Annotated in this window: 21 protein-coding genes; 10 read left to right on the top strand and 11 right to left on the bottom strand. The window is 43.6% G+C overall.

All coding sequences use genetic code 11. The features are described from left to right. Positions 1–52 precede the first annotated feature (52 nt). A complete protein-coding gene (locus AAHJ11_RS04770; RefSeq protein ID WP_148364467.1) occupies positions 53–760 on the top strand; it encodes a DUF5020 family protein in 708 nt (235 codons plus the stop codon). Positions 761–833: 73 nt separating this feature from the next. Beyond that, positions 834–2,147, top strand: a complete 1,314-nt coding sequence (locus tag AAHJ11_RS04765) for a nucleobase:cation symporter-2 family protein (protein WP_148364468.1) — start codon at positions 834–836, stop codon at positions 2,145–2,147. A 92-nt stretch (positions 2,148–2,239) separates the two neighbouring features. On the opposite strand, the gene AAHJ11_RS04760 is transcribed toward AAHJ11_RS04765, so the two are convergent. The 4 genes from AAHJ11_RS04760 to AAHJ11_RS04745 form a co-directional block, all read right to left on the bottom strand. Continuing rightward, the gene (locus AAHJ11_RS04760) at positions 2,240–4,375 is read right to left on the bottom strand and encodes a KamA family radical SAM protein (protein WP_148364469.1); all 2,136 of its coding nucleotides are present in this window, start codon (positions 4,373–4,375) and stop codon (positions 2,240–2,242) included. 246 nt (positions 4,376–4,621) lie between these two features. After that, on the bottom strand, positions 4,622–5,251 hold the full coding sequence (locus tag AAHJ11_RS04755; protein ID WP_148364470.1) for a hypothetical protein: 630 nt from the start codon (positions 5,249–5,251) through the stop codon (positions 4,622–4,624). Positions 5,252–5,362: 111 nt separating this feature from the next. Continuing rightward, positions 5,363–6,751, bottom strand: a complete 1,389-nt coding sequence (locus tag AAHJ11_RS04750; protein WP_259022498.1) for an alanine/glycine:cation symporter family protein — start codon at positions 6,749–6,751, stop codon at positions 5,363–5,365. A gap of 46 nt (positions 6,752–6,797) precedes the next feature. Beyond that, the gene (locus AAHJ11_RS04745; protein ID WP_320979426.1) at positions 6,798–7,445 is read right to left on the bottom strand and encodes an ATP-binding protein; all 648 of its coding nucleotides are present in this window, start codon (positions 7,443–7,445) and stop codon (positions 6,798–6,800) included. A gap of 147 nt (positions 7,446–7,592) precedes the next feature. Here AAHJ11_RS04745 and AAHJ11_RS04740 point away from each other — a divergent pair, with 147 nt between their 5' ends. From AAHJ11_RS04740 to AAHJ11_RS04730, 3 genes are all read left to right on the top strand, one after another. After that, on the top strand, positions 7,593–7,769 hold the full coding sequence (locus AAHJ11_RS04740) for a histone H1 (protein ID WP_004301965.1): 177 nt from the start codon (positions 7,593–7,595) through the stop codon (positions 7,767–7,769). 270 nt (positions 7,770–8,039) lie between these two features. Beyond that, positions 8,040–9,308, top strand: a complete 1,269-nt coding sequence (locus tag AAHJ11_RS04735; protein ID WP_004304808.1) for a putative DNA modification/repair radical SAM protein — start codon at positions 8,040–8,042, stop codon at positions 9,306–9,308. Positions 9,309–9,465: 157 nt separating this feature from the next. Continuing rightward, complete coding sequence (locus tag AAHJ11_RS04730) at positions 9,466–10,242, top strand: TIGR03915 family putative DNA repair protein (protein WP_148364579.1); 777 nt, start codon at positions 9,466–9,468, stop codon at positions 10,240–10,242. A gap of 32 nt (positions 10,243–10,274) precedes the next feature. Here AAHJ11_RS04730 and AAHJ11_RS04725 read toward each other — a convergent pair whose 3' ends face one another. Beyond that, positions 10,275–10,943: an MgtC/SapB family protein gene (locus AAHJ11_RS04725; RefSeq protein WP_195649199.1), complete on the bottom strand. Its 669-nt coding sequence runs from the start codon at positions 10,941–10,943 to the stop codon at positions 10,275–10,277. Between the two features lie 174 nt (positions 10,944–11,117). Here AAHJ11_RS04725 and AAHJ11_RS04720 point away from each other — a divergent pair, with 174 nt between their 5' ends. Next, complete coding sequence (locus AAHJ11_RS04720) at positions 11,118–11,486, top strand: DUF2809 domain-containing protein (protein WP_074637904.1); 369 nt, start codon at positions 11,118–11,120, stop codon at positions 11,484–11,486. A gap of 5 nt (positions 11,487–11,491) precedes the next feature. Here the strand turns inward: AAHJ11_RS04720 and AAHJ11_RS04715 are convergent, their stop codons facing one another. Next, positions 11,492–12,361, bottom strand: a complete 870-nt coding sequence (locus AAHJ11_RS04715) for an ion transporter (RefSeq protein WP_320974519.1) — start codon at positions 12,359–12,361, stop codon at positions 11,492–11,494. Positions 12,362–12,399: 38 nt separating this feature from the next. Next, the gene (locus AAHJ11_RS04710) at positions 12,400–13,380 is read right to left on the bottom strand and encodes a lytic transglycosylase domain-containing protein (RefSeq protein ID WP_195649200.1); all 981 of its coding nucleotides are present in this window, start codon (positions 13,378–13,380) and stop codon (positions 12,400–12,402) included. A 130-nt stretch (positions 13,381–13,510) separates the two neighbouring features. Here AAHJ11_RS04710 and AAHJ11_RS04705 point away from each other — a divergent pair, with 130 nt between their 5' ends. After that, positions 13,511–14,824 (top strand): TIGR01777 family oxidoreductase, encoded by a 1,314-nt coding sequence (locus tag AAHJ11_RS04705; protein ID WP_320979427.1) that lies wholly within the window; start codon positions 13,511–13,513, stop codon positions 14,822–14,824. 81 nt (positions 14,825–14,905) lie between these two features. After that, positions 14,906–15,169: a GNAT family N-acetyltransferase gene (locus AAHJ11_RS04700; RefSeq protein ID WP_148364476.1), complete on the top strand. Its 264-nt coding sequence runs from the start codon at positions 14,906–14,908 to the stop codon at positions 15,167–15,169. A 41-nt stretch (positions 15,170–15,210) separates the two neighbouring features. Here the strand turns inward: AAHJ11_RS04700 and AAHJ11_RS04695 are convergent, their stop codons facing one another. From AAHJ11_RS04695 to AAHJ11_RS04680, 4 genes are all read right to left on the bottom strand, one after another. Next, a complete protein-coding gene (locus AAHJ11_RS04695) occupies positions 15,211–17,961 on the bottom strand; it encodes a hybrid sensor histidine kinase/response regulator (RefSeq protein ID WP_148364477.1) in 2,751 nt (916 codons plus the stop codon). A 460-nt stretch (positions 17,962–18,421) separates the two neighbouring features. Continuing rightward, complete coding sequence (locus tag AAHJ11_RS04690) at positions 18,422–18,688, bottom strand: zinc ribbon domain-containing protein (RefSeq protein ID WP_217723144.1); 267 nt, start codon at positions 18,686–18,688, stop codon at positions 18,422–18,424. A gap of 20 nt (positions 18,689–18,708) precedes the next feature. After that, on the bottom strand, positions 18,709–19,434 hold the full coding sequence (locus tag AAHJ11_RS04685) for an SDR family NAD(P)-dependent oxidoreductase (RefSeq protein ID WP_074557892.1): 726 nt from the start codon (positions 19,432–19,434) through the stop codon (positions 18,709–18,711). Between the two features lie 20 nt (positions 19,435–19,454). Beyond that, complete coding sequence (locus AAHJ11_RS04680; protein WP_074557894.1) at positions 19,455–19,754, bottom strand: nitrous oxide-stimulated promoter family protein; 300 nt, start codon at positions 19,752–19,754, stop codon at positions 19,455–19,457. A 249-nt stretch (positions 19,755–20,003) separates the two neighbouring features. On the opposite strand from AAHJ11_RS04680, the gene AAHJ11_RS04675 reads away from it, so the two are divergent. Then, positions 20,004–21,356, top strand: a complete 1,353-nt coding sequence (locus AAHJ11_RS04675; protein WP_320978736.1) for a TrkH family potassium uptake protein — start codon at positions 20,004–20,006, stop codon at positions 21,354–21,356. A gap of 78 nt (positions 21,357–21,434) precedes the next feature. Next, entirely contained in the window at positions 21,435–21,641 is a 207-nt protein-coding gene (locus AAHJ11_RS04670) for a hypothetical protein (RefSeq protein WP_148364480.1), read from the top strand. Positions 21,642–21,651 lie beyond the last annotated feature (10 nt).

Here is a 21,651-nt window from a genome sequence, read left to right as displayed (position 1 = left end):
TTATATGTGTAGCTTTAACTATTTTTGCATCTTCATTTAAACACATTTACTTATGAAACAAATTATCTCTGCTCTTTTCCTCTGTATGTTGCTCTCTGCCGTACCGGGATTGCAGGCGCAAAACATTCAGCTACATTATGATTTCGGACGTTCTTTGTACGATAAAGATTTGCAAGGTCGCCCGCTGCTCACCTCCACAGTGGAGAAGTTTCAGCCTGATACTTGGGGAAGCACTTATTTCTTTGTCGATATGGATTACACTTCCGAAGGTGTCGCTTCCGCTTATTGGGAAATAGCGCGTGAACTGAAATTCTGGAAAGGTCCTTTTTCTGCACATCTTGAATATAACGGTGGATTATCGAAAGGCATGTCTTATAAAAATGCTTATCTGGCAGGAGCTACCTACACTTTTAATAATGCTTCCTTTTCCAAAGGCTTCACGCTGACTGCTATGTATAAGTATATTCAGAAACACCAATCACCCAACAACTTCCAGCTGACAGGTACGTGGTACGTGAATTTCTGCCGCAATCTGCTCACTTTCTCCGGCTTTGCCGACTGGTGGCGTGAAGAAACCAACTACGGAAAGACTATCTTCCTCTCCGAACCACAATTCTGGGTGAACCTGAACAAAATCAAAGGAGTAAATAAAAAATTCAATCTTAGTGTTGGCTCCGAAGTCGAATTGAGTAATAACTTTGGCGGTCGTGATGGCTTTTATGTTATCCCGACACTCGCCCTCAAATGGACACTGAACTAAGAAAATCCAAATTCCGGAAGAATCTCTGTCTATCCCTCTGCGGAAGTTAAAAATATATAGAACAACCTGTTAAATGAAAACTGATTTAATCTACGGCGTAGAAGACCGTCCCCCCTTTAAAGACGCCCTGTTTGCGGCTTTACAACATCTCTTGGCTATTTTTGTAGCAATTATTACACCCCCGCTAATCATCGCGAGTGCCCTGAAACTGGATGTGGAAAAGACAAGCTTTCTGGTTTCCATGTCTCTTTTTGCTTCGGGAGTATCTACTTTCATACAATGCCGTCGTTTGGGTGCGATAGGAGCAAAGTTACTCTGCATTCAGGGAACCAGTTTTTCTTTTATCGGCCCTATCATCGCCACCGGATTGGTGGGTGGTTTGCCCTTGATATTCGGTTCCTGTATGGCTGCCGCACCTATCGAGATGATTGTCAGCCGCACATTCAAGTATCTGCGCAATATCATTACTCCGTTGGTATCCGGTATTGTTGTACTATTGATCGGATTAAGCCTGATAAAGGTCGGTATTGTATCTTGCGGAGGCGGATATGCGGCTATGGATAACGGTACATTTGCTACTTGGGAAAATCTGTCCATTGCAGCACTGGTGCTGCTTAGCGTCTTGTTTTTTAACCGTTGCCGGAATAAATACCTGCGTATGAGTTCCATTGTGCTCGGACTTTGTCTTGGTTATGCCTTGGCATTTGTCTTAGGAAAAGTGGATATGAGTTCGTTAAATATGGAAATGCTGATGAGCTTTAATATTCCCCAACCTTTCAAATACGGTGTTGATTTCAATGTATCTTCTTTCATAGCCATTGGCTTGGTTTATCTAATCACAGCCATCGAAGCAACAGGTGATGTAACTGCCAACTCTATGATTTCCGGACTTCCCATTGAAGGAGATTCCTATTTGAAACGAGTTTCCGGTGGAGTAATGGCGGATGGATTCAACTCCTTTCTCGCCGGTGTATTCAACTCTTTTCCAAACTCCATCTTTGCACAAAACAACGGTATTATTCAACTGACCGGAGTAGCCAGCCGCTATGTCGGCTATTATATTGCAGCAATGCTCGTTCTTTTAGGTTTATTCCCCATCGTCGGTGCCGTATTCTCTTTAATGCCCGATCCTGTATTAGGCGGTGCCACTTTATTGATGTTCGGTACAGTAGCCGCTGCAGGAATCCGTATTGTCTCCTCACAAGAAATAGGACGTAAAGAGACTTTAGTATTAGCAGTCAGCCTTTCTTTAGGCTTGGGTGTAGAATTAATGCCGGATGTATTACAACAAGCTCCGGAAGCAATTCGAAGTATCTTCTCTTCAGGAATCACCACCGGAGGCTTAACTGCAATTATTGCAAATATAGTAATACGGGTAAAAGAATGAAAAATAAGTATTAAGTATTAGGTATTAAGTATTACCACCGAAGCAGCTGGTTTACGCTTGATATTTGTCGATTAATACTTAATACTTATTTCTTATTCCTTAATACTTAAATTACTCATTTTATCTGTTGTACGGAAGGGGAAATCAGGATACTCGTAAAGGCTGAAACGAGGTTCGGTTTCTCCTTTCGTATAATTCCAGATAGAAGCATAGTCTTCCGGATCTTCTCCCATCTTGGCTAACTGGCGCAGGTAAGCAGCTAACGATTTATTCTCTACGATATAAATCTGCCCCATCTGATCGATAATCGGGCTATGATGACGAGTGCCGTCATGTTCGAAGCGTAGAATTCGTTTTCCTTCTTCTGTTAGTCCCACCAACTGGAAAGTCATGCTCTTACCGATAGCCGGTAAATTCAGTACACTGCGATCTGTAGCAAGGAAAGGCAAATGATGTTTTCTCATGAAGCGTCTTAATTGCTTGGCAACATCTTCTTTGGGCTCCTTTTCCGCTCCGACTTTCGTTTCTAATATCTTATATAATTCCTCTTCCTGTTCCTGTGTCATCCAGCCATAAATCTTTTCCTCCTGTTGTTCCTGCATCGAACGACTGTTGGGTGCAAATACCGCATAATTCTCATTGAATCCCTTTACCGAGAAAGTGTAATAACACACCACCCCCAATGAATTGAGCACCTGGCGAAGCCGGGTCGTATGCCCTCGACGTGAAGCAGCTACTGTATATACCAGTTGGTTTGTAATAATCCATCCTGCAGAAAGAATCTTCCGAATCGCTTCTTTAGCTTCAGGAGTAACCTCCAGCGGTGTCTGGAAATGAGTCTGAATAATAAACTGTTTCACACCGATAGCCGATGCCTTCTCCTTGAATTCTCGCAGAATATCAATCAGTCCGTCATTGATACGCATCGGCAAGTAAGCCAACAGGCGTGACCCCAACCGTACCCGTTGCAATTCCGCATATTTCTCTCCATCCTTACGTTCAAGATTCGCCCTTTGTTTGCGTGCCGCCATCCGGTACACCGCATCCAGAATGTTCTGAAGTGTTTTATTCTGACTCATCAGCGCATCGCCCCCTGTAATCAGAATATCCCGCAACTGCGTATCCTCTTCAAAATAAGTCATCAATCGGCGCAACTTACGATCCCATGACTCTTTCGGGCGTAAAGACTCAAACTCGAAATTCAACCGCTCGCTCTGGAAATCATACATACGTTGACAAGAAGCACAAAGTCCTCCGCAAGCCCGTCCCATAGTATCAGGAATGAGGATAGCTACCTCCGGATACCGACGATGAATATTATGTCCGTCCGGCAAAAGCCATCCTGCAGCATTAGGTTTCCCGGCCTCTACAATATCCTCCTTTTCCCACGCACGAATATTTCCATACGTCTCCACCAAACGTGGAGAATACAGAATATAACTCCGGATAGCCTCGTCATTATACCCATATCCCGTTACATTAAGTAACGATAAATAATAAGGAGTCGCAAAAAACGGCATTCCTTTCTTCCGGGCACGATAAAGCAAATACATAGTCTCTGAAGAAAGTGAATTTCCCAAGAACCGGTTCAACTCACTCGGACTTTTCACAGCCATCGCCAAATGAAAGCGGAAATCATTCCACCACTCACTTACCAACCTGTACTTTTCTTCATAACTCATTCCCTCCTCAAAATGAAAACGCACCGAAGGCTTCGATTTCCTGTTCTCAATCTTCTGAATCAGCAAGTGCAACATCCTTTCCTTATTCTCATCACGCATCTCACATACCTCTTCATCCAATCCCGTTTCCCACCGGTCATTCCGACTTTTGATACGTTGCGGCGATGGCAAAGGCACAACCTCTCCCTTTAACCGTTTAAACATCTGGAAAATTTCAATAAACAAATCCGTCGGCATCTCCATATTTTCCAACGTCCCCGTCAGAAACTCATAAAGTAGCCTGATAGTCTGTACTGGCATATCCTGTCCTGTAGACAGTTCATGGACATTCTGCCCATCATAATGGAGTAAGAGTCGAATTTGCTCCCTCGCCTCCTCCGCAGCCTCATTTTCTATCCCGCAAACTTCCAGAAACCGCAGCATCCCAGCCTTGAACTCTTCCACAGAAGAGCTCTTATCAGCCATCTCCACCACCTCCGGAATTTCTTGATTATAGATTTGTTTCAACTGTGAAAAAGTAAGTGTAAGCATTTTCTTTTGTTTCATAAGCAATCTCTCTATTTAAAAATTATTATCATACATTATTCACGCCGCACGGTCCCTTCGGCCTCGTCTGCATGGCGTCAAGTAGCCGGGCAGGCGCGGCCTTGATTTTTTCTTTTTGGTACTTTTTCTTTTGTATCAAGACAAAAGAAAAAAGTACATAAAGATAACAAAAAAAGCGGAGGTATAAAACCCCCGCTTTTTCTATCCTATTAATCTTTACGCTTTTCTAACATTTAAAGCGACTTGTTATTTCGTTTCCGTGTCATCATTCTTCCTTTTCGGTTCCTTCTTGGCAAGGAGAACAATATTATACACATAATCCGTCATCCACTGTTCCGAATATCCCAGACGCTCTTTGTACTGGCGGACAGCCGCAGCTGTTTTGTGCACATCATCAGCTTTCCACACGGTCTTGGTACAAACATCATGTACCGTTTTCTGTGTCATACCATACAAAGCCTTCTTGAAGATCGACGGCATACGGAACTTCCACTGCATCAGATTTCCCATCAACATCATCAGATCATTGGAAAATCCCTGATACATGAACAAATAAGATTGAATATCATTTTGAGTGCGGCAGTTCCGTTTCACGGAAGAGTCGATTTCCTTAAAGAAGTTCTCGTTCAACCCATAATCCTGCATCAGCATTTTGCGTGCAGCAGACTTTTCGGCCAATCCCAGTTTACCGTTTTGAGTAGGAACTTTAAACAAACGTTTGAAGTTAGCTACGTCCGGCAAGAAGCGGATATTAGTGATACCGAGGTTTGTGGCGATAACTGACTGGAAATATACCCGGGTCAGTGATATGAAATCTTCTACATTGCCGACTTTCGTTTCATCGGATTTTTTCTTGAATAAACCAAATAAGCCCATTGTTATCTCTACAATTTTATTATTTACAATTTACTATTTGAGCGTGTGGGAGGTATATAACATAACTACCATTTGTCAATTTGCGTGCAAAGGTACAAAAACAGTTGGTTTTCACCAACATTCCAAGTCCTTTTCGATGTCCGGCATTGTCTCTTTCTTAAAAACAGGGCTTTGGATGCCAACTTTCTTTTGCGCCCGGTAATCATTTAACAGACGGATAGCATATTTCCCGAGGAAAAGGATAGCGATCAGATTGCAGATAGCCATTAACGCCATCGTGACATCTGCCAGGCTCCATACCATATCCAATGTGGCAAGTGAACCGAAGAGCACCATACCACCCACCAATATCCTGTAACCATGAAGTACCCACTTCCGGTGAGTGATAAAGCGGATATTAGCCTCACCGTAATAATAATTTCCCAGAATACTGCTGAAAGCAAAAAAGAAAAGAGCAATGGCAACGAAGATACTGCCGGAAGAACCGATTTCGTTTGTCAACGCCTGTTGAGTCAGCTGCACTCCATTAGCCGAACCATCCAGAGGAGCACCACTAAAGAGGATGATAAAAGCCGTACAAGTACATATCAATAATGTATCTGTAAATACCGCCAAAGTCTGTATCAACCCTTGTTTTACGGGATGGCTGACATGAGCCGTAGCAGCCGCATTCGGAGCCGAACCCATACCGGCCTCATTACTGAAAAGTCCTCTCTTGATACCTTGCATTAATGCCATACCAACTCCTCCTGCCAATGCCTGCTCCCAACCGAAAGCATGGCTGACAATCAGTGCGATAACACCCGGTAAATGAGTGATATTGAGTACGACAATAACCAGTGCCAGCCCTACATATCCCAATGCCATAACAGGCACGATAATACTACTGACGCGGGCAATGCGTTGAATACCTCCAAAGATGATAAGCAATGTCAGCAAAGTCAGCACACCTCCCAATATAATATGATTGAATCCAAAGGCATGCTCTGCGGCGGCACAGATCGTATTACTCTGTACAGAATTGAAAGCAAACCCGAAAGTAATGCTTATTAATACGGCAAAAAGCATTCCCATCCACGGTTGTTTCAACCCTTTTTTCATATAATAAGCAGGTCCTCCAATGAATGAATCCTTTCCACGTATTTTGTATAATTGTCCCAAAGTAGACTCAATGAAAGCACTCGAAGCCCCTAACAGTGCGATGACCCACATCCAGAAAATAGCTCCGGGACCTCCGATGGCAATGGCAGTAGCCACTCCCGCAAGATTCCCCGTACCCACGCGACTGGCGATGGAAATAGCGAATGCCTGAAAAGAAGATACATGTTTCTCTCCCTGTTTTCCTTTGCCGGCGGATTCGCTTAACAGCACGATCATTTCCCGGATCATACGAAATTGCACAAAACGTGTCCGTATGCTGAACCAGACTGCACATCCTAATAACATGATAATTAGAATATACGTCCAAAGTATGTCGTTAATCTCGTTGATAAAAGTCATAGTTAAGTATTAAGTATAAAGTATTAAGTATTGGGGTTGTTTGTGGTTATTCGTCTTTTATTCGGAAGTAGAATTTATGATTTTCGAATACAGGTTCCACAATATCATAACGAACAAATTTGGCGAGCAGATGTTCAGCGGCACGTCGTGAAAGTCCGGTTTGGCGACAGTAACGGTTGAGTGAGAGTAAAGTTCCGTGTTCCAGTTGGTCGAGCAGGAGCTGTTCACGTTCGGTGTAGCGGATGAGTTCTCCACGGGGACTATCGCTCTGTTGCCATATGCGGAGATGTATGGGAGTTGCCAGAATATTTTCGTCCTTGATGCGGAGATAGGCTAGGGGCTTTCCGGCTTCGTCCTTGGCATAAACCGGTTTATGTGGAGTCTCTTCGATGGTTGCCACTAACACTTGCCGTCCTTCCACAATGTATGTTTGCAGAGAATATTCCACTTCCGGCACGCAATAAAGTTGTGCTGCGGCTTCAATCATATATTTTTCTTCTTCGGAGCGTACTCCTGCAATTTTACCATTGTCTTTAACGCCAATAAGTAATCGTCCTCCGTTCGTGTTGGCAAAAGCCGAAAGTGTTTTGGCAATTTTGCGTGCGTCGGAAATTTCGAATTTAAAATCCTGTTGCTGGTGCTCTCCTTCAGCAATCAGTGCATGTATATAATCGGTATCAGTAAGCGGTTTCATGGCTACAAAGGTAGGTAAAATTGATAAAAAGTCCTTTTTTTAGATATTTTTCGAAGATTATTTCAAAAAAAATATTGATTTTATGCTTTTATTTCGGGAAACAGTGTATTTTTGCGGCACATTATTAACGAAAAAAATAAAAGGATTATGAAAGAATTGGTAGAAAAGGTAGCAGCTCTTTATGCTGACTTCTCAAAAGATGCTAACGCACAGATCGAAAACGGTAACAAAGCAGCAGGAACTCGTGCTCGTAAGGCTTCTTTGGAAATCGAAAAAGCAATGAAAGAATTCCGTAAAGCATCTTTGGAAGCTTCTAAGAAATAATAGTTAGAAGACTACTAAGATATCAGAAAAAAGAGAGGGCATATCGTGAAGCGATATGCCCTCTTTTTGGTTTAATGTGGAATGAGTTTTAATTGTTTTAGTACAGATAGTGACAATTGTTTAAGTAGAAAGGGGTATCTTTGTATGTAGCAATTCATTGCATGACTCGTGAAGAAACGACTGATAAGGTTTTAATATAGTATTGATTCATATTGAATATCTATCTCAAATTAAATCGTATATTTGCGAAAAGAATCAAGATTGGGAATGATGAACGAAAACGTCTTAGCTAAACTGAAGATACTTGCAGAATCTGCCAAATACGATGTTTCCTGTTCTTCCAGTGGTACGGTGCGTTCCAATAAGCCGGGAACGCTGGGAAACACTGTGGGAGGATGGGGGATATGCCATAGTTTTGCCGAGGACGGGCGGTGTATCTCGCTATTGAAAATCATGCTTACCAATTATTGCATTTACGATTGTGCCTATTGCGTCAACCGCCGTAGCAACGATCTTCCCCGCGCTACTTTTTCCGTTTCGGAGTTGGTGGAGCTGACGATGGAATTCTACCGTCGTAATTATATCGAAGGGTTGTTTCTTAGTTCCGGAGTGGTCCGTAATCCGGACTATACCATGGAGAGACTTGTGCGTGTAGCCAAAGATTTGCGGCAAGTGTACCGTTTTAACGGTTATATCCATCTCAAGAGTATTCCCGGAGCCAGTCGCGAATTGGTGAATGAAGCCGGGTTGTATGCCGATCGCCTTAGTGTCAACGTCGAAATTCCCAAAGAAGAAAACCTGAAACTTCTGGCGCCGGAGAAGGATCACAAAAGCGTATTTGCTCCGATGAAATACATTCAACAAGGCGTGTTGGAGAGCAAAGAAGAACGGCAGAAGTTTCGCCACGCACCCCGTTTCGCACCTGCAGGACAAAGTACCCAAGTGATTGTGGGAGCTACCTCCGAATCAGATAAAGATATTCTTTTTCTTTCGTCGGCACTTTACGGGCGCCCTACCATGAAACGTGTCTATTACTCGGGCTACGTCTCTGTGAATACGTATGATAAGCGCCTTCCGGCATTGAAACAGCCGCCTTTAGTACGTGAAAACCGCCTCTATCAGGCTGACTGGTTATTGCGTTTTTATCAATTCAAGGTAGATGAGATTGTGGATGATTCCTATCCGGATCTCGATCTCGAGATAGACCCGAAACTCTCGTGGGCTTTGCGCCATCCCGAACAGTTCCCTGTCGACATCAATAAGGCGGACTACGAAATGTTGCTCCGTGTGCCGGGAGTAGGGGTGAAGTCTGCGAAACTGATTGTTGCTTCCCGTCGTTTTTCGCGGCTGGGATTTTATGAACTGAAGAAGATAGGAGTAGTAATGAAGAAAGCGCAATATTTCATCACTTGCAAAGAACTGCCTCTCCAGATGCAGACGGTGAACGAACTTTCTCCGCAACGGGTACGCAGTCTGTTGTTGCCGAAACCGAAAAAGAAAGTGGATGAGCGGCAGTTGTTGCTTGATTTTGGCGAATAAGAATAATTTACTATTAGACGATTTACTATTTACTATTTAAGTTAGCATTGTAAAATATCATGTATGCATCGGACGTTAATGATTTCAAAAGTGATACCAAGCGTAGATCGTCTAATAGTAACTTAAATAGTAAATTGTGAATTGTCTAATAGTAAATATGTTTAGTGTTTATATTTATGATAAAACCTTTGATGGGCTGCTGACGGCCGTGTTCGACGCCTATTTCCGCAAGACCTTTCCCGATGCTTTGCTGTCGGAAGGAGATGCTTTGCCTTTATTTTGTGATGAGCTGCATACGGTAGTGACCGATGAAGAAAAGGCCGGGCGTGTGTGGCGGGGATTGCAGAAGAAAGTTTCCTCTTCTGCTTTGGGTTGCCTCACGCAAAGTTGGCTGTCGGAACTTCCGGAAATAGGAATACTTATTTTTCGATATATCCGTAAAGCAATTGATGCACCCCGCTCTATTGAAACCAACTTTGGTGATCCGGATGTTTTGCAATTAGCGCAAATATGGAAAAAAGTGGATGGCGAACGTGTGCACTTGATGCAGTTTGTCCGTTTTCAGAAAGCTGCCGACGGTACATTCTTTGCCGCTTTCGAACCGCAGTATAATGCGCTCCCGCTGACCGTTCACCATTTCAAAGATCGTTTTGCCGATCAGAAGTGGATTATTTACGACATGAAACGCCGTTACGGATTTTATTATGATTTGCAGGAGGTGACGACTATCTCGTTTGATGATGACAGCCGTGAATCCCATTTGATTACGGGGATGCTGGACGAAAGCCTGATGGACAAGGATGAGAAGCTTTTCCAACAACTTTGGAAGACATATTTCAAGGCCATTTGTATCAAAGAACGCATGAATCCGAGAAAGCACAGGCAGGATATGCCTGTACGTTATTGGAAGTATCTGACGGAAAAGCAGAAGTAGATTTCCATTTTGGGAGAGGAGCGAAAGTCTGACTATTCAATTCGCTGCACCGTTACATCCGGAAATTCCTGTATCAGCGAAAGCAGATGCCCTTCATCATTATTTCGTTTCGACTTGATAACCATGGTAACCTGATAAGATTCTGCTTCGCCCGTGTGTAGCGTTTCCATCTCGTAAGAGACTATCAGGTAGTCTTTAGAGTTGAATCTGTCCGCTATCTGTTTCAGTATGTCTTTGTTGGGAGTTGAGAAAGAAACCATTGAGCTTTTCATTCCGATGCTTTTAAATAGATAGCTAAGTAGTTCCAGTCCGACGAGGGTCAATATCGTGGCGGCAATGCTGATGGTGTACATTCCTGCACCTACCGCCAGGCCGATACCTGCTGTTGCCCAGATCCCTGCGGCGGTAGTCAGTCCGCGTACAATCTGTTTTTGAAAGATGATGGTTCCTGCACCGATAAACCCGATACCGCTGACAACCTGTGCCGCCACCCGACTGGGATCAAGTGTGACACTACTTTCTTTTATAATTTCCTGAAATCCGTATTGGGAAACGATCATAATCAAAGCACTACCTAGCGACACGAGAAAATGAGTGCGATATCCGGCTTCTTTGGCACGGTATTCACGATCCAGTCCGATGATGGCTCCCAGTATTCCGGCAACCAATAAACGGATTACAAAATCCATATTCAACATCATGTGTTCAATCTCCTTTCTGTTTTTTATTGTTTGTGGAAAAATGCTTAGGACTATAAATATACAATTATTTCCCCTTTTTGTATCAATCATTTAGCAATATTTGAACGTATCCAATTCATTTTATCGTATATTCGCAGATTCAAATAAATGTTTAATCCCGCGACCGAGCAAATAATGAAGAAAAGATTTTTTTATATAATCAGCTTTCTGGTGATCTTCTGTATTGAGGTGTTGATAGCTTTGTATGTGCGCGACCGTTTCATACGTCCCTATGTCGGAGATATGCTGGTTGTAGTGCTGGTATATAGCTTTGTACGTATCTTTCTACCGACGGGGATTCCGCGGATGCCGTTTTATGTCTTTCTTTTTGCCTGTTTCGTAGAAGTGTTGCAATACTTCCAACTGGTGGAAACATTGGGCGTTACGAACCGTGTAGCCCGAATTGTGCTGGGTTCTACGTTCGATTGGGGAGATATTGCCTGCTATGCTGTGGGATGCGTTTTCATTGTCTTATTCGAGCATTTCGTCCGGCGTAGATCATAGAGGACTTATTTCTCTTCCGCTTTGGTTTCGGATGGGTCCAGGCTGTGGCCGCAATATTTGCAAAACTCTGCATTATCTTCGTGTCCGGAGCGATGGCAGTTGGGACATTCTTTGTCTCTCCTGCGTTTATACTCTTTCATCATGGAGGCAGATACGATACCTGTGGGTACGGCGATAATCGTGTAACCGATCAGCATGACACAGGCGGAAAGGAATTTTCCGAGGCCGGTGGCGGGAGTAATATCTCCATAACCTACGGTAGTCATGGTGACGATAGCCCAATAGATGCTGTTCGGGATATTGTTGAACTGGGAGTTGGGTTGCGTTCCTTCAATCATATACATTAGCGTTCCGATGGAAGTCACCAGAATGACGACAAACAAGAAGAACACTGCAATCTTCTTACTACTTTCACGCAAGGCAGTGAGCAGCCGTTCCCCCTCATTCAGAAAGTTGAAAAGCTTGAAGACGCGGAACACACGTATCAGGCGGAAGGCGCGGATGATGAGTAGATAGCGGGCGCCCGGAAAAAGCAGACCGATGTAAAGAGGCAGCGTGGCCAATAGGTCTACGATACCGAAAAAGCTGAATACGTATTTTCGGGGACGGGGTGAACAGTAAATCCTCGTCAGATATTCGAAAGTAAAAAAGCCGGTGAAAAGGAACTCCATAATGACGAACGGAGTCGTCAGATAGGTAGGAAGTCCTTTCAGGCTTTCGATGATGACGAGCAATACGCTGACCAGAATACAGCCGATAAGAATCACGTCGAACAATTTCCCGGCAGGGGTGTCCGATTCGAAGATGATGACATACAACTTTCGTTTCAGTTTCTCGTCATGCAAAAAAAGATGGATTCTTTCTTTCAGTTTCATATCAATAGTGTTTGGCCGGAATTAAAGAAAAAGCCTTTTTAGTCGATGACCCACTGTTTATTATAGGCAACGGTTTTTTGCGGGTTGTAATACATTCCCTCTTGTGTAGGAATATAGAGAATGTATGTCTTTCCGGTCTTGTTTTTCAATGAAGTGTCGCGCAGCCAGGGATTGGCATCGCGGAGTTGGGCATAGGTGATTCCCTGTGACTTTGCGTAGTCGTTCAGATCGTCGATAGAAGTGTTGACGGTTACCTCTTTATAAGGAATAGGCGGATACAGATGTTCCCGTTTCAAGAGGAATCCGTAACGTTGCGGGTTATTGAATATCTCTTTGGCTGCCAGCAGGCGGAACATATAGCGGGAAGTTTCCTCTACCAGCCATAAGTCCATGGCATGATTTGCCAACTGCTTTTCGAGTTGGGAGGAGATACGTCCCTGTCCGGCGTTATAGGCAGCGGAGACAGCCATCCAGTCGCCATATTTGGCATACGCTTGTTTGAAGTATTTGCAGGCGGCAACGGTTGCTTTTTCAATATGGTAACGCTCGTCTACGTTATCGTTCACTTCCAGCCCGAATTCCCGTCCGGTGGCAGGCATAAATTGCCACAGACCCGCTGCTCCTGCCGGAGAGCGTGCAATGTTGTTCAGGTTGCTTTCGATGACCATCAGGTATTTGAAGTCATCAGGAATGCCGTTTGCTTTCAGTATCGGTTCCACGATGGGGAAGTAACGGTTGGCACGCTTTATCAATAGCATGGTGGTGGAATGCATATAGGTGAAGGCCATCATCTCGCGGTCCATCCGTTCGCGGCGGTCGTAGCGCCGGAGATCAATCGTTTCCCCGTCGAAGGTGACTTGTGTGGGAACGGTAGGCGGAGTAACGCAATACGGCACTTCCGATTTAGCGGAATGTTGTTCGTTCACTTGGCTGCTGCCTGTCAATACAGGGATGGAAGCACCGATGCAAAATACTAATATAAGTGTAAGAATATAGTTGATTTTCATTCGTCTTTTCATTTTATAACCTTTTTGGATGCTTCAATGTTTAAGTCTACCTTGCAAAGATAACCTCATTTTGCCTTTTTCAAAGAACTTTTCTTGCATTTTATACGTTTTTCTAATAGAGTTAAATAAACAATGAATCAAGATGAATATAGCAATGACCGGAGCTACCGGATATATCGGTAAACATCTTTCTAATTATCTCACAGAAAAGGGCGGACACCGGATCATTCCTCTGGGAAGGTCGATGTTTCGCGAAGGTATGTCCGGTTATTTGATTCAGACATTGACCCATTGCGATGTTGTCATCAATCTGGCAGGTGCACCTATCAATAAGCGTTGGACACCGGAATATAAACAGGAGCTTTTCAATAGTCGTATTGTCGTAACCAATCGTATTATCCGCGCTTTGAACGCAGTCAAGACGAAACCGAAACTGATGATTTCGGCTTCCGCCGTAGGCTATTATCCTTCGGAAGCGGAGGTGGACGAATATACCCGTACCCGTGGAGAAGGCTTTCTGTCCGATCTTTGCTATGCGTGGGAAAAGGAAGCGAAACACTGTCCCGAACCTACCAGGCTCATTATTACACGCTTCGGCGTAGTGCTTTCTCCGGATGGGGGAGCGATGCAGCAGATGCTTCGTCCTTTACAGGCCACAAAGATAGCCACCGCCATTGGTCCCGGTACGCAAGCTTTTCCATGGATATCGATACACGACCTTTGTCGTGCAATGGAATTCTTTATCACTCACGAAGAAACACGTGGTGTATACAACTTGGTTGCCCCGCAGCAGATCTCGCAAAATGCTTTCACCCATGCGATGGGAAAGGCTTATCAGGCATGGACAACGATTGTGGTTCCTCAAAAAGTTTTCCGAATCTTATATGGTGAAGCTGCCTCTTTCCTGACTGCCGGTCAGAGAGTCCGCCCTACGCGTCTGACGGAAGCGGGATTTCATTTCTCCATTTCCAATGTCGAACGTCTTTTCAGAGGTACGGATCACAGTACGGTTACCTCTCTCGACCTGCACCGGTATATGGGACTCTGGTATGAAATAGCCCGTTACGAGAACCGTTTTGAACATGGACTTGTAGACGTCACGGCTACTTATACGCTTCGTCCCGACGGCATGATTCGTGTAGAGAACCGGGGATGCAAACGTAATTCTCCTTACGACATCTGCAAGACTGCCAACGGACACGCCAAGATACCCGATCCCGCACAGCCGGGTAAACTGAAAGTGTCTTTCTTCCTTAGCTTCTATTCTGACTATTACGTCTTGGAGCTGGATGAAGAGAATTATAACTATGCTTTGGTAGGTAGTAGTACCGATAAATATCTCTGGATACTAAGCCGTACACCTCAACTGCCGGAAGCAATCAAGAAGAAACTCGTCACCGTTGCCGAACGCCGTGGATATGATACGAGTCAGTTGAAGTGGATTGACCAACTCTAATCCCAATCCCTGCTAATAACCCAAGATTATTTTGCAAGAGTACTCAACGAACAATAAGCCAACTTTAAAGTAACAGAAATTATGGATTACGAAATTATTCATCAGCCCGAACAAAAATTGTTCAAGACAGAAGTAGACGGTCGCACCGCCTTTGTAGAATATCGCCTGATAGGTGATTCTCTTGATATTATCCATACAATTGTACCCCGTCCGGTAGAAGGCCGCGGAATAGCTGCTGCACTGGTGAAAGCTGCTTACGGCTACGCATTGGCCAACGGGATGAAACCGAAAGCAACCTGCTCGTATGCGGTGAAATGGTTAGAACGCCATCCGGAACTGGTATAAACCGTTGTCCGGATGACGTTATCAGAATTGTTTGTGCTTTACTAATATTTGGTAGAAAAAAGTTCTAATAGTTGGCTTTTGTTTAATGGTTTTGTGAGGAATGCATTACAACCTGCCTCCATGGCACTCGCTCTGTCAGAATCGAATGCGTAAGCTGTCAAGGCGATAATCGGAATTTTGGTATTGAATTCCCTGATTTTCCGTACCGCTTCGAGTCCTCCCATGATCGGCATCTTCATATCCATGAGGATGATGTCATACTGTTCGTTACGTATCTTCTCAAGAGCTTCCACTCCATTTTTTACTCGTGTAAGATTATACTTGAAGAGAATGTGTTGCACTAAAGAAAAGTTGCTGTCATTGTCTTCGGCAATCAGTACTTTGAAAACCTTCTTATTGATATCGCTCAATGAAGGAAGTGGCGGAACGGAAACCGACGGTCCGGATATTTTTTTGTTTTCCTGGGCCATGTCAGTCCCCTGTGTATCTGTAGTACAAGGAACCCATGCCCAAAAAGTGGAACCGATACCGGGCTTGGAAGTGAACCCGATCTTTCCTCCTGCACCTTCTATGATTGCTCTGGAAATGGCCAGGCCGAGTCCTGTGCCTTGCGCAAATTCGTTAAGCTTCTGAAAACGTCCGAACACCCTGTCCTGCACTTCTATCGGAATACCGACACCCGAGTCCTGCACGTAGAAACGGATTCCTTCGTTTTCTATGCTATATCCCATTTTGATGAATCCCTCTTGAGTGCACTTCACCGCATTGGTGAGGAAATTCATCCATACCTGTTTAAGACGGTTGGCATCCAGAAATATCCAGCAGTCCGCATAAGGATTATCTACGAAGACCTTTACGTCAGGATTGGTGATTTTCTGTTGAATCATCATGTATAGTTCATTGCAGGTCTTGGACAGATTGAATTTCTCTCTCTTACGTTCGAGGATGCCTGATTCAATTTTGGAAAGGTCGAGAATATCATTAATGAGCCGCAACAATAATTCATTGTTGGATTCGATGATATTCATGTATTCTTCTTTTTCTTCCGGATTATCGCAATGCACCATTAAGCCCGAGAAGCCGACAATGGCATTCAGGGGTGTACGTATTTCATGGCTCATGTTGGCAAGGAATGCTGATTTGAGCCGGTCGGAAAGTTCTGCCTTCTCTTTCAGCTCTTTCAGTTCCTGTGCCATCTTTTCCCACTTCGTGTTGTTGAACTTTATGCCGGTGTAGCGGGTGACGTTTCCTTTCTTGTCTCTTTCAACCGGAATACCGGTTACTATCAGAGTTTGCCACTCTACATCCCATTTACTTTTGGAGCGGTACTGGAAACTGAACTCTTTATCTGTCCGTTGGAGCATATGCTCGATGTATTTGCCGATACAGTCCAAGTCCTCCGGGTGAGCCACTTCCATGTAATCGTTCGGGGTGATGGCTCTTTCCGGATGATAATCGTTTACCGGGTCATTGAATGCTTTGAACTGTCTGGTCATGACATCGAAATCCCAGTAAGACATTCCGATAGTCTTGAAAGTAAGTTCCATTTTGTAATTTCGTTCCTTTACTTCCTCGTCCAGTTGGTGAAGTTTGGATATATTTTGCCGGAATCCCGTGAAGCGTATGTTATTGCCGTATTCGTCTTTCTCGAACGGTACGCCCAGAATATTGCAATATTGCCATGAATTATCATATTTAGTTTGCATGCGACAGGTGAAATTGATGGTCACTTCTTTTCCCGAAAGCATGGATTGCATAGCGTCGTAGACAACAGACCGGTCGTCGGGGTGTATGACTTCCAGATACTCTGTAATGGTGAGAAGTTTGTCGCTTGCATAATCATTGATAGGATCGTGGTAAGATTCGAACTTACAGGTACGTACATCGAAATCCCAGTGAACGATATTGCTCACCTGCATGGCAAGTTCGCGTTTGGCTATCAGTTCCTGTGTTTTCTTTACCATTTCCAGTTTCTCGGTAATGTCCAATTGCGTTCCGATAATCAATAACTTCCCCATATGTTCGGAGGACAGGCGCATTCTGCTCTCATAGTGGCGATATTGTTTTTCGGCCTCATTGTAGGCGCGTAATGTGATTTGTCCGTTTTCGATCTCCTTATTTATTAGCTGTGAGAACACGACTCTCAACTGGTCACGGTCTTGCGGATGCAATATATTTAATACTTCCTCCAGAGTCATTCCTTTTTTGACAATGGATGTTCCATACAATGAGTTGAATGTTTTTTTGCGGACATCGTATACCCAGGAAGACATATTGGCGGCTTCCATTGCCATTTCCAGATTTTTCTTGTTTTCTTCTGTCCGGAATTCTGTTTCTCTGACTGCTGTCTTGTCATTGGAGAGCAGCATATGTCCGATGATGTCTCCCGCTTTATTCCGTAAAGGAACTAACTGGACTTCGAAGATCATGCTATTTTTGTTGTAAGTAGCAAAATACTCGTCTTCATTGATGCGGTTGAAATCATATTCAAATTCCAGCGTCATGTTTTCCTCACCGCTTTGTATTCTGGCTTTGAGCTGGTCATCCATGTAAGGGCTGGAAAACAGGTTGACGACACCTACGACTGCACTCCGGTCGCTGACTCCGTACATTTTCAATGCGTGATCATTGATGAAACGTAAAATTCCGTCTGTATCATACATTTCTATGCTTATCGGTATATGGGCATATATACCTTCCGCAAACAGAATTTGTTCGTGCATCAATTCAGTTATTCCTTGTTCAAAGATTGTCTGGCTGTTTTCACTGGGAAGAATCTCCTTTTCATTCATTTTTATTGTTATTTATTTTTGTCTGTCGAATCAAATGGGTAATTGGGTTGTAGAGTGTATGTACATCGTTTCTTAACCACTGTAGCATGCTTCTATATACAAATGTAATAAAAATAATAAGAAAAAAGGAATTAATGAACGGAAAAGCTGAAGTTATGAACGATTGCGTTTGTGCCCAATTTTATAGATATATTTCCTGTTTACTAACATATCTCTTGGATTACGGTATAATTGTGGAAAAAAGAAAGGGAATCTGCCGCTTAGTGTTTTTTATGAATGATATTTTTTTGTGGATAATTTTAGAATTTAGGCTTGTATGCAGATAGTACGCACGTTGATACGTACATGAAATATAGAATTTGAAAGAATTTGTTTATAGCGGGGGAGAGAATGGTTGTACATGGTTTTATATAAACTTTCAGAGATAAATGTATCTCTGAAAGTTTATATTTATTACATTTTATTTCCACCTCTTCAACTGTGGAAAGTACTCTTTCATCGCTTTCCGTGCTTCCTCCACCGTGTATTTTACTTTCGAATCTTTATTGAACTCGTTAAGAAAATTTAGATTATGTTCGATCATCTCGTCCATGGTGCACTCTTTCGTGAAATGTCCGTCCGCATAGCAATAGTGGCAATAATCTTCGTTCTTGCTACCATTTGCTTCTTTTCCAAAAGTTGAGTCGTCTATCGGCATACCGCAACTTTGACAAAATTTTTGTTCCATTTTTTAGTTAGATTATAAGTTTATGTTACAGGCAATCGTTTCCACATCCAGCGGGGAATCATTTTCCAGAAAAAGACCAGTATCCGGTAGCGCCAGTCGATCACCACTATCCGTTGTTTCCGCTCCAGTGACCAGGCAATGTGGCGTCCCACTTTGGCTGCGTCCATCAACATCGGATAATGTTTTCCGTCATTCAGCAAATCGGTGGCAACAAATCCGGGACGGATATCGGTAAAACGGATATTTAGTTTTTGTAAATATGAAAGTTGTTCGAGAGCATCTATGTAAGTGTTCTGGAAACGTTTGGTGGCAGAGTAGGCAGGAGCCACCCCAAGCCCTTTCGTTCCCGCGATGGAGCTGATGACTGCCAGGTGGCCGCCTCCGTTTTTCCTGAAATAGATGAAAGCGGTATCTACCATGCGGATAAATCCCTCAACATTGGTGTATGCCGTGTTCAGTTCCACCTCCATATTTAGCTCCGTATTCTGGAAACCGATGCCCGAACTAAGAAGAAACAAATCCATGCCGCCCACCTTGTCGATGAGCATATTCAATTTCTCGCCTGCATCTTCCTGTGTTACGTCCAACGCTTGAATCTGAATCTGATCCGGTGCTGCCCGTTGCAGGTTTTCGAGAGCGGATTGCCGTCTGCCGGCTACTCCGATTTGCCATCCATCCAGTAGCAGACATTTTGCAACTTCTTGTCCGATGCCGGAGGTAGCGCCAATGATAATGGCTTTTTTCATTACTGATTTTTTTTAGTAAGTTATAGGTTCAATAAATGTCGTATGGCCTGCCAGGGTGCATAAAGCAACATCCTCGGTCCGGAGAAACGCATCACTTGCCGCATTCGTTCGCGCATGGCAGGCTTGTAGCAATGTACGGTGCATTCCTTGCATGCCCCCTTTTTCTCTCCAAACGGACAATGGTCGAGACGGGCATGGGCATAGCGAAGCAACTCTTCACAGTCGGCACAAAGAACTGTATTTTTTTCTTTTTTCCGGCAATAGAGGCGGATCATCAATTCTACTGTTTTCTTTTCACGTTCAATGTGTGATGCTGTCATCTCTTTCTTTTTACACTTTGAAGTGACAAAGATAGCGAAGATTATGCAGAAATACAGGCGTATTCTGTTAAAATACACCTTCTTCTTTTTTCTAATTTGAAAATCACCCTTTCATTTTGGTAGGGTATTTAGAGATTACTTTTTCATAATGAAAAAAATATTGCATTGATTATAAGCGAATTATCTGCATCCTTTTCATTTTGGCATACTCTTGGCTATGAGGGGAGCATACAAGATAATTCATGAGTTATGGAAGAGTACATTTCAGATAACAGTCTGTATATTCGGAGTAAGAATAATAGCATGATCAACCGGAAGATGATAGGGCGTGTGCTGGGTATGTTGCTATTCATCGAATTGGGGATGTTTTTACTTTGTGCCGGAGTGTCTTTTACCTTTTTCGGCATGCTTCCTTTTTATTTCAGCGGAAGCATTGATACGATAACCAATGCCTTTTTCGAAACCATGTCCGGGTTTACCACCACAGGAGCCACCATTCTCGATGATATTGAATCCCTTTCCCACGGTATGCTTTTCTGGCGAAGCCTGACGCAATGGATCGGTGGTTTGGGGATTGTGTTTTTCACGATTGCCATTCTTCCTATCTTTACCACCGGAGGAGTGCAACTCTTCTCTGCTGAATCTACGGGAGTGACACACGATCGTACCCATCCGAAAATCAATGTTATGGCCAAGTGGTTATGGACCATTTATCTGGTACTGACTATTTCGGAAACTGTTTTATTGATGTTTGGGGGCATGAGCTTGTTTGATGCCATTTGCCAGTCGTTTGCCACTACTGCTACGGGTGGATATTCTACGAAGCAGAACAGTATTTCTTACTGGAATTCTCCGTATATAGAATATGTGGTGGCTATCTTTATGATTGTTTCCAGTATCAACTTCTTTTTGTTTCTGATGTGTTTGAAAGGAAAAGTCAGTCGTTTGTTCAAAGATGAAGAGTTGCACTGGTTCCTGGCGTCGGTGGGTATTTTGACTTTCCTTATCACATTGGCACTTGTCTTTCAAAATCATTACGACTGGGAGCTGGCTTTCCGGAAAGCATTGTTCCAAGTGTCTACGGTGCATACTTCCTGCGGTTTTGCTACGGACGATTATAATATGTGGCCTCCTTTCACGTGGTTGTTATTGTTTATTGCGATGCTTTCGGGAGGATGTACGGGGTCTACCAGTGGAGGTATCAAGAATATGCGGTTGCTGATTGTGGCACGTGCCATCCGGAATGAGTTTAAGCATCTGCTCCATCCGAATGCCGTGCTTCCCGTTCGTATCAATAAGCAGACGGTGTCTTCTTCTATCGTAACTACCGTACTGATTTTCTTTGCTTTTTATTTGGTCCTGATCCTGATTGGGTGGACGGTTCTCTTGTTTTTGGGAGTTGGCTTTACCGAGTCCGTCAGTACGGTTATTTCGAGTATAGGCAATGTCGGTCCGGGATTGGGAACTTGCGGACCTGCATTTTCATGGAATTCTTTACCTGATCCGGCAAAGTGGATACTCTCTTTTCTGATGCTGGTGGGACGTCTGGAGCTGTTTAGCGTACTCCTGTTGTTTTATCCGGGATTCTGGAAGAATAGATAAACAGTAAATCATGGGCGGGCTTCTTAAACTTCTTAGAAAGAGCTTGTTGTTGACGGAAACAATCTGTATCTTTGCGGCATGAAAAAGTTATTGTGTCCGCAATGCAAGATTGCAGCTATGTATGTGAAGAATGGACAAGGTGAAAGGCTGCTGGTTTATGTGCTCGAAGATGGTGAAGTGGTTCCCAAATATCCGGAAGATTCGGTGGAGGGATTCGATTTGACAGAAGTCTTCTGCTTGGGATGCTCGTGGCATGGTTCACCTAAACGGTTGGTGAAACGATAGACCGGGGTAT

The sequence above is a fragment of the Bacteroides sp. 90-K9/2 genome (genome assembly GCF_047310725.1).
GTDB lineage: Bacteria > Bacteroidota > Bacteroidia > Bacteroidales > Bacteroidaceae > Bacteroides > Bacteroides vicugnae.
The sequence above is the reverse complement of the archived record's forward strand: the minus strand, read 5'-3'. Positions and strand labels throughout refer to the sequence as shown.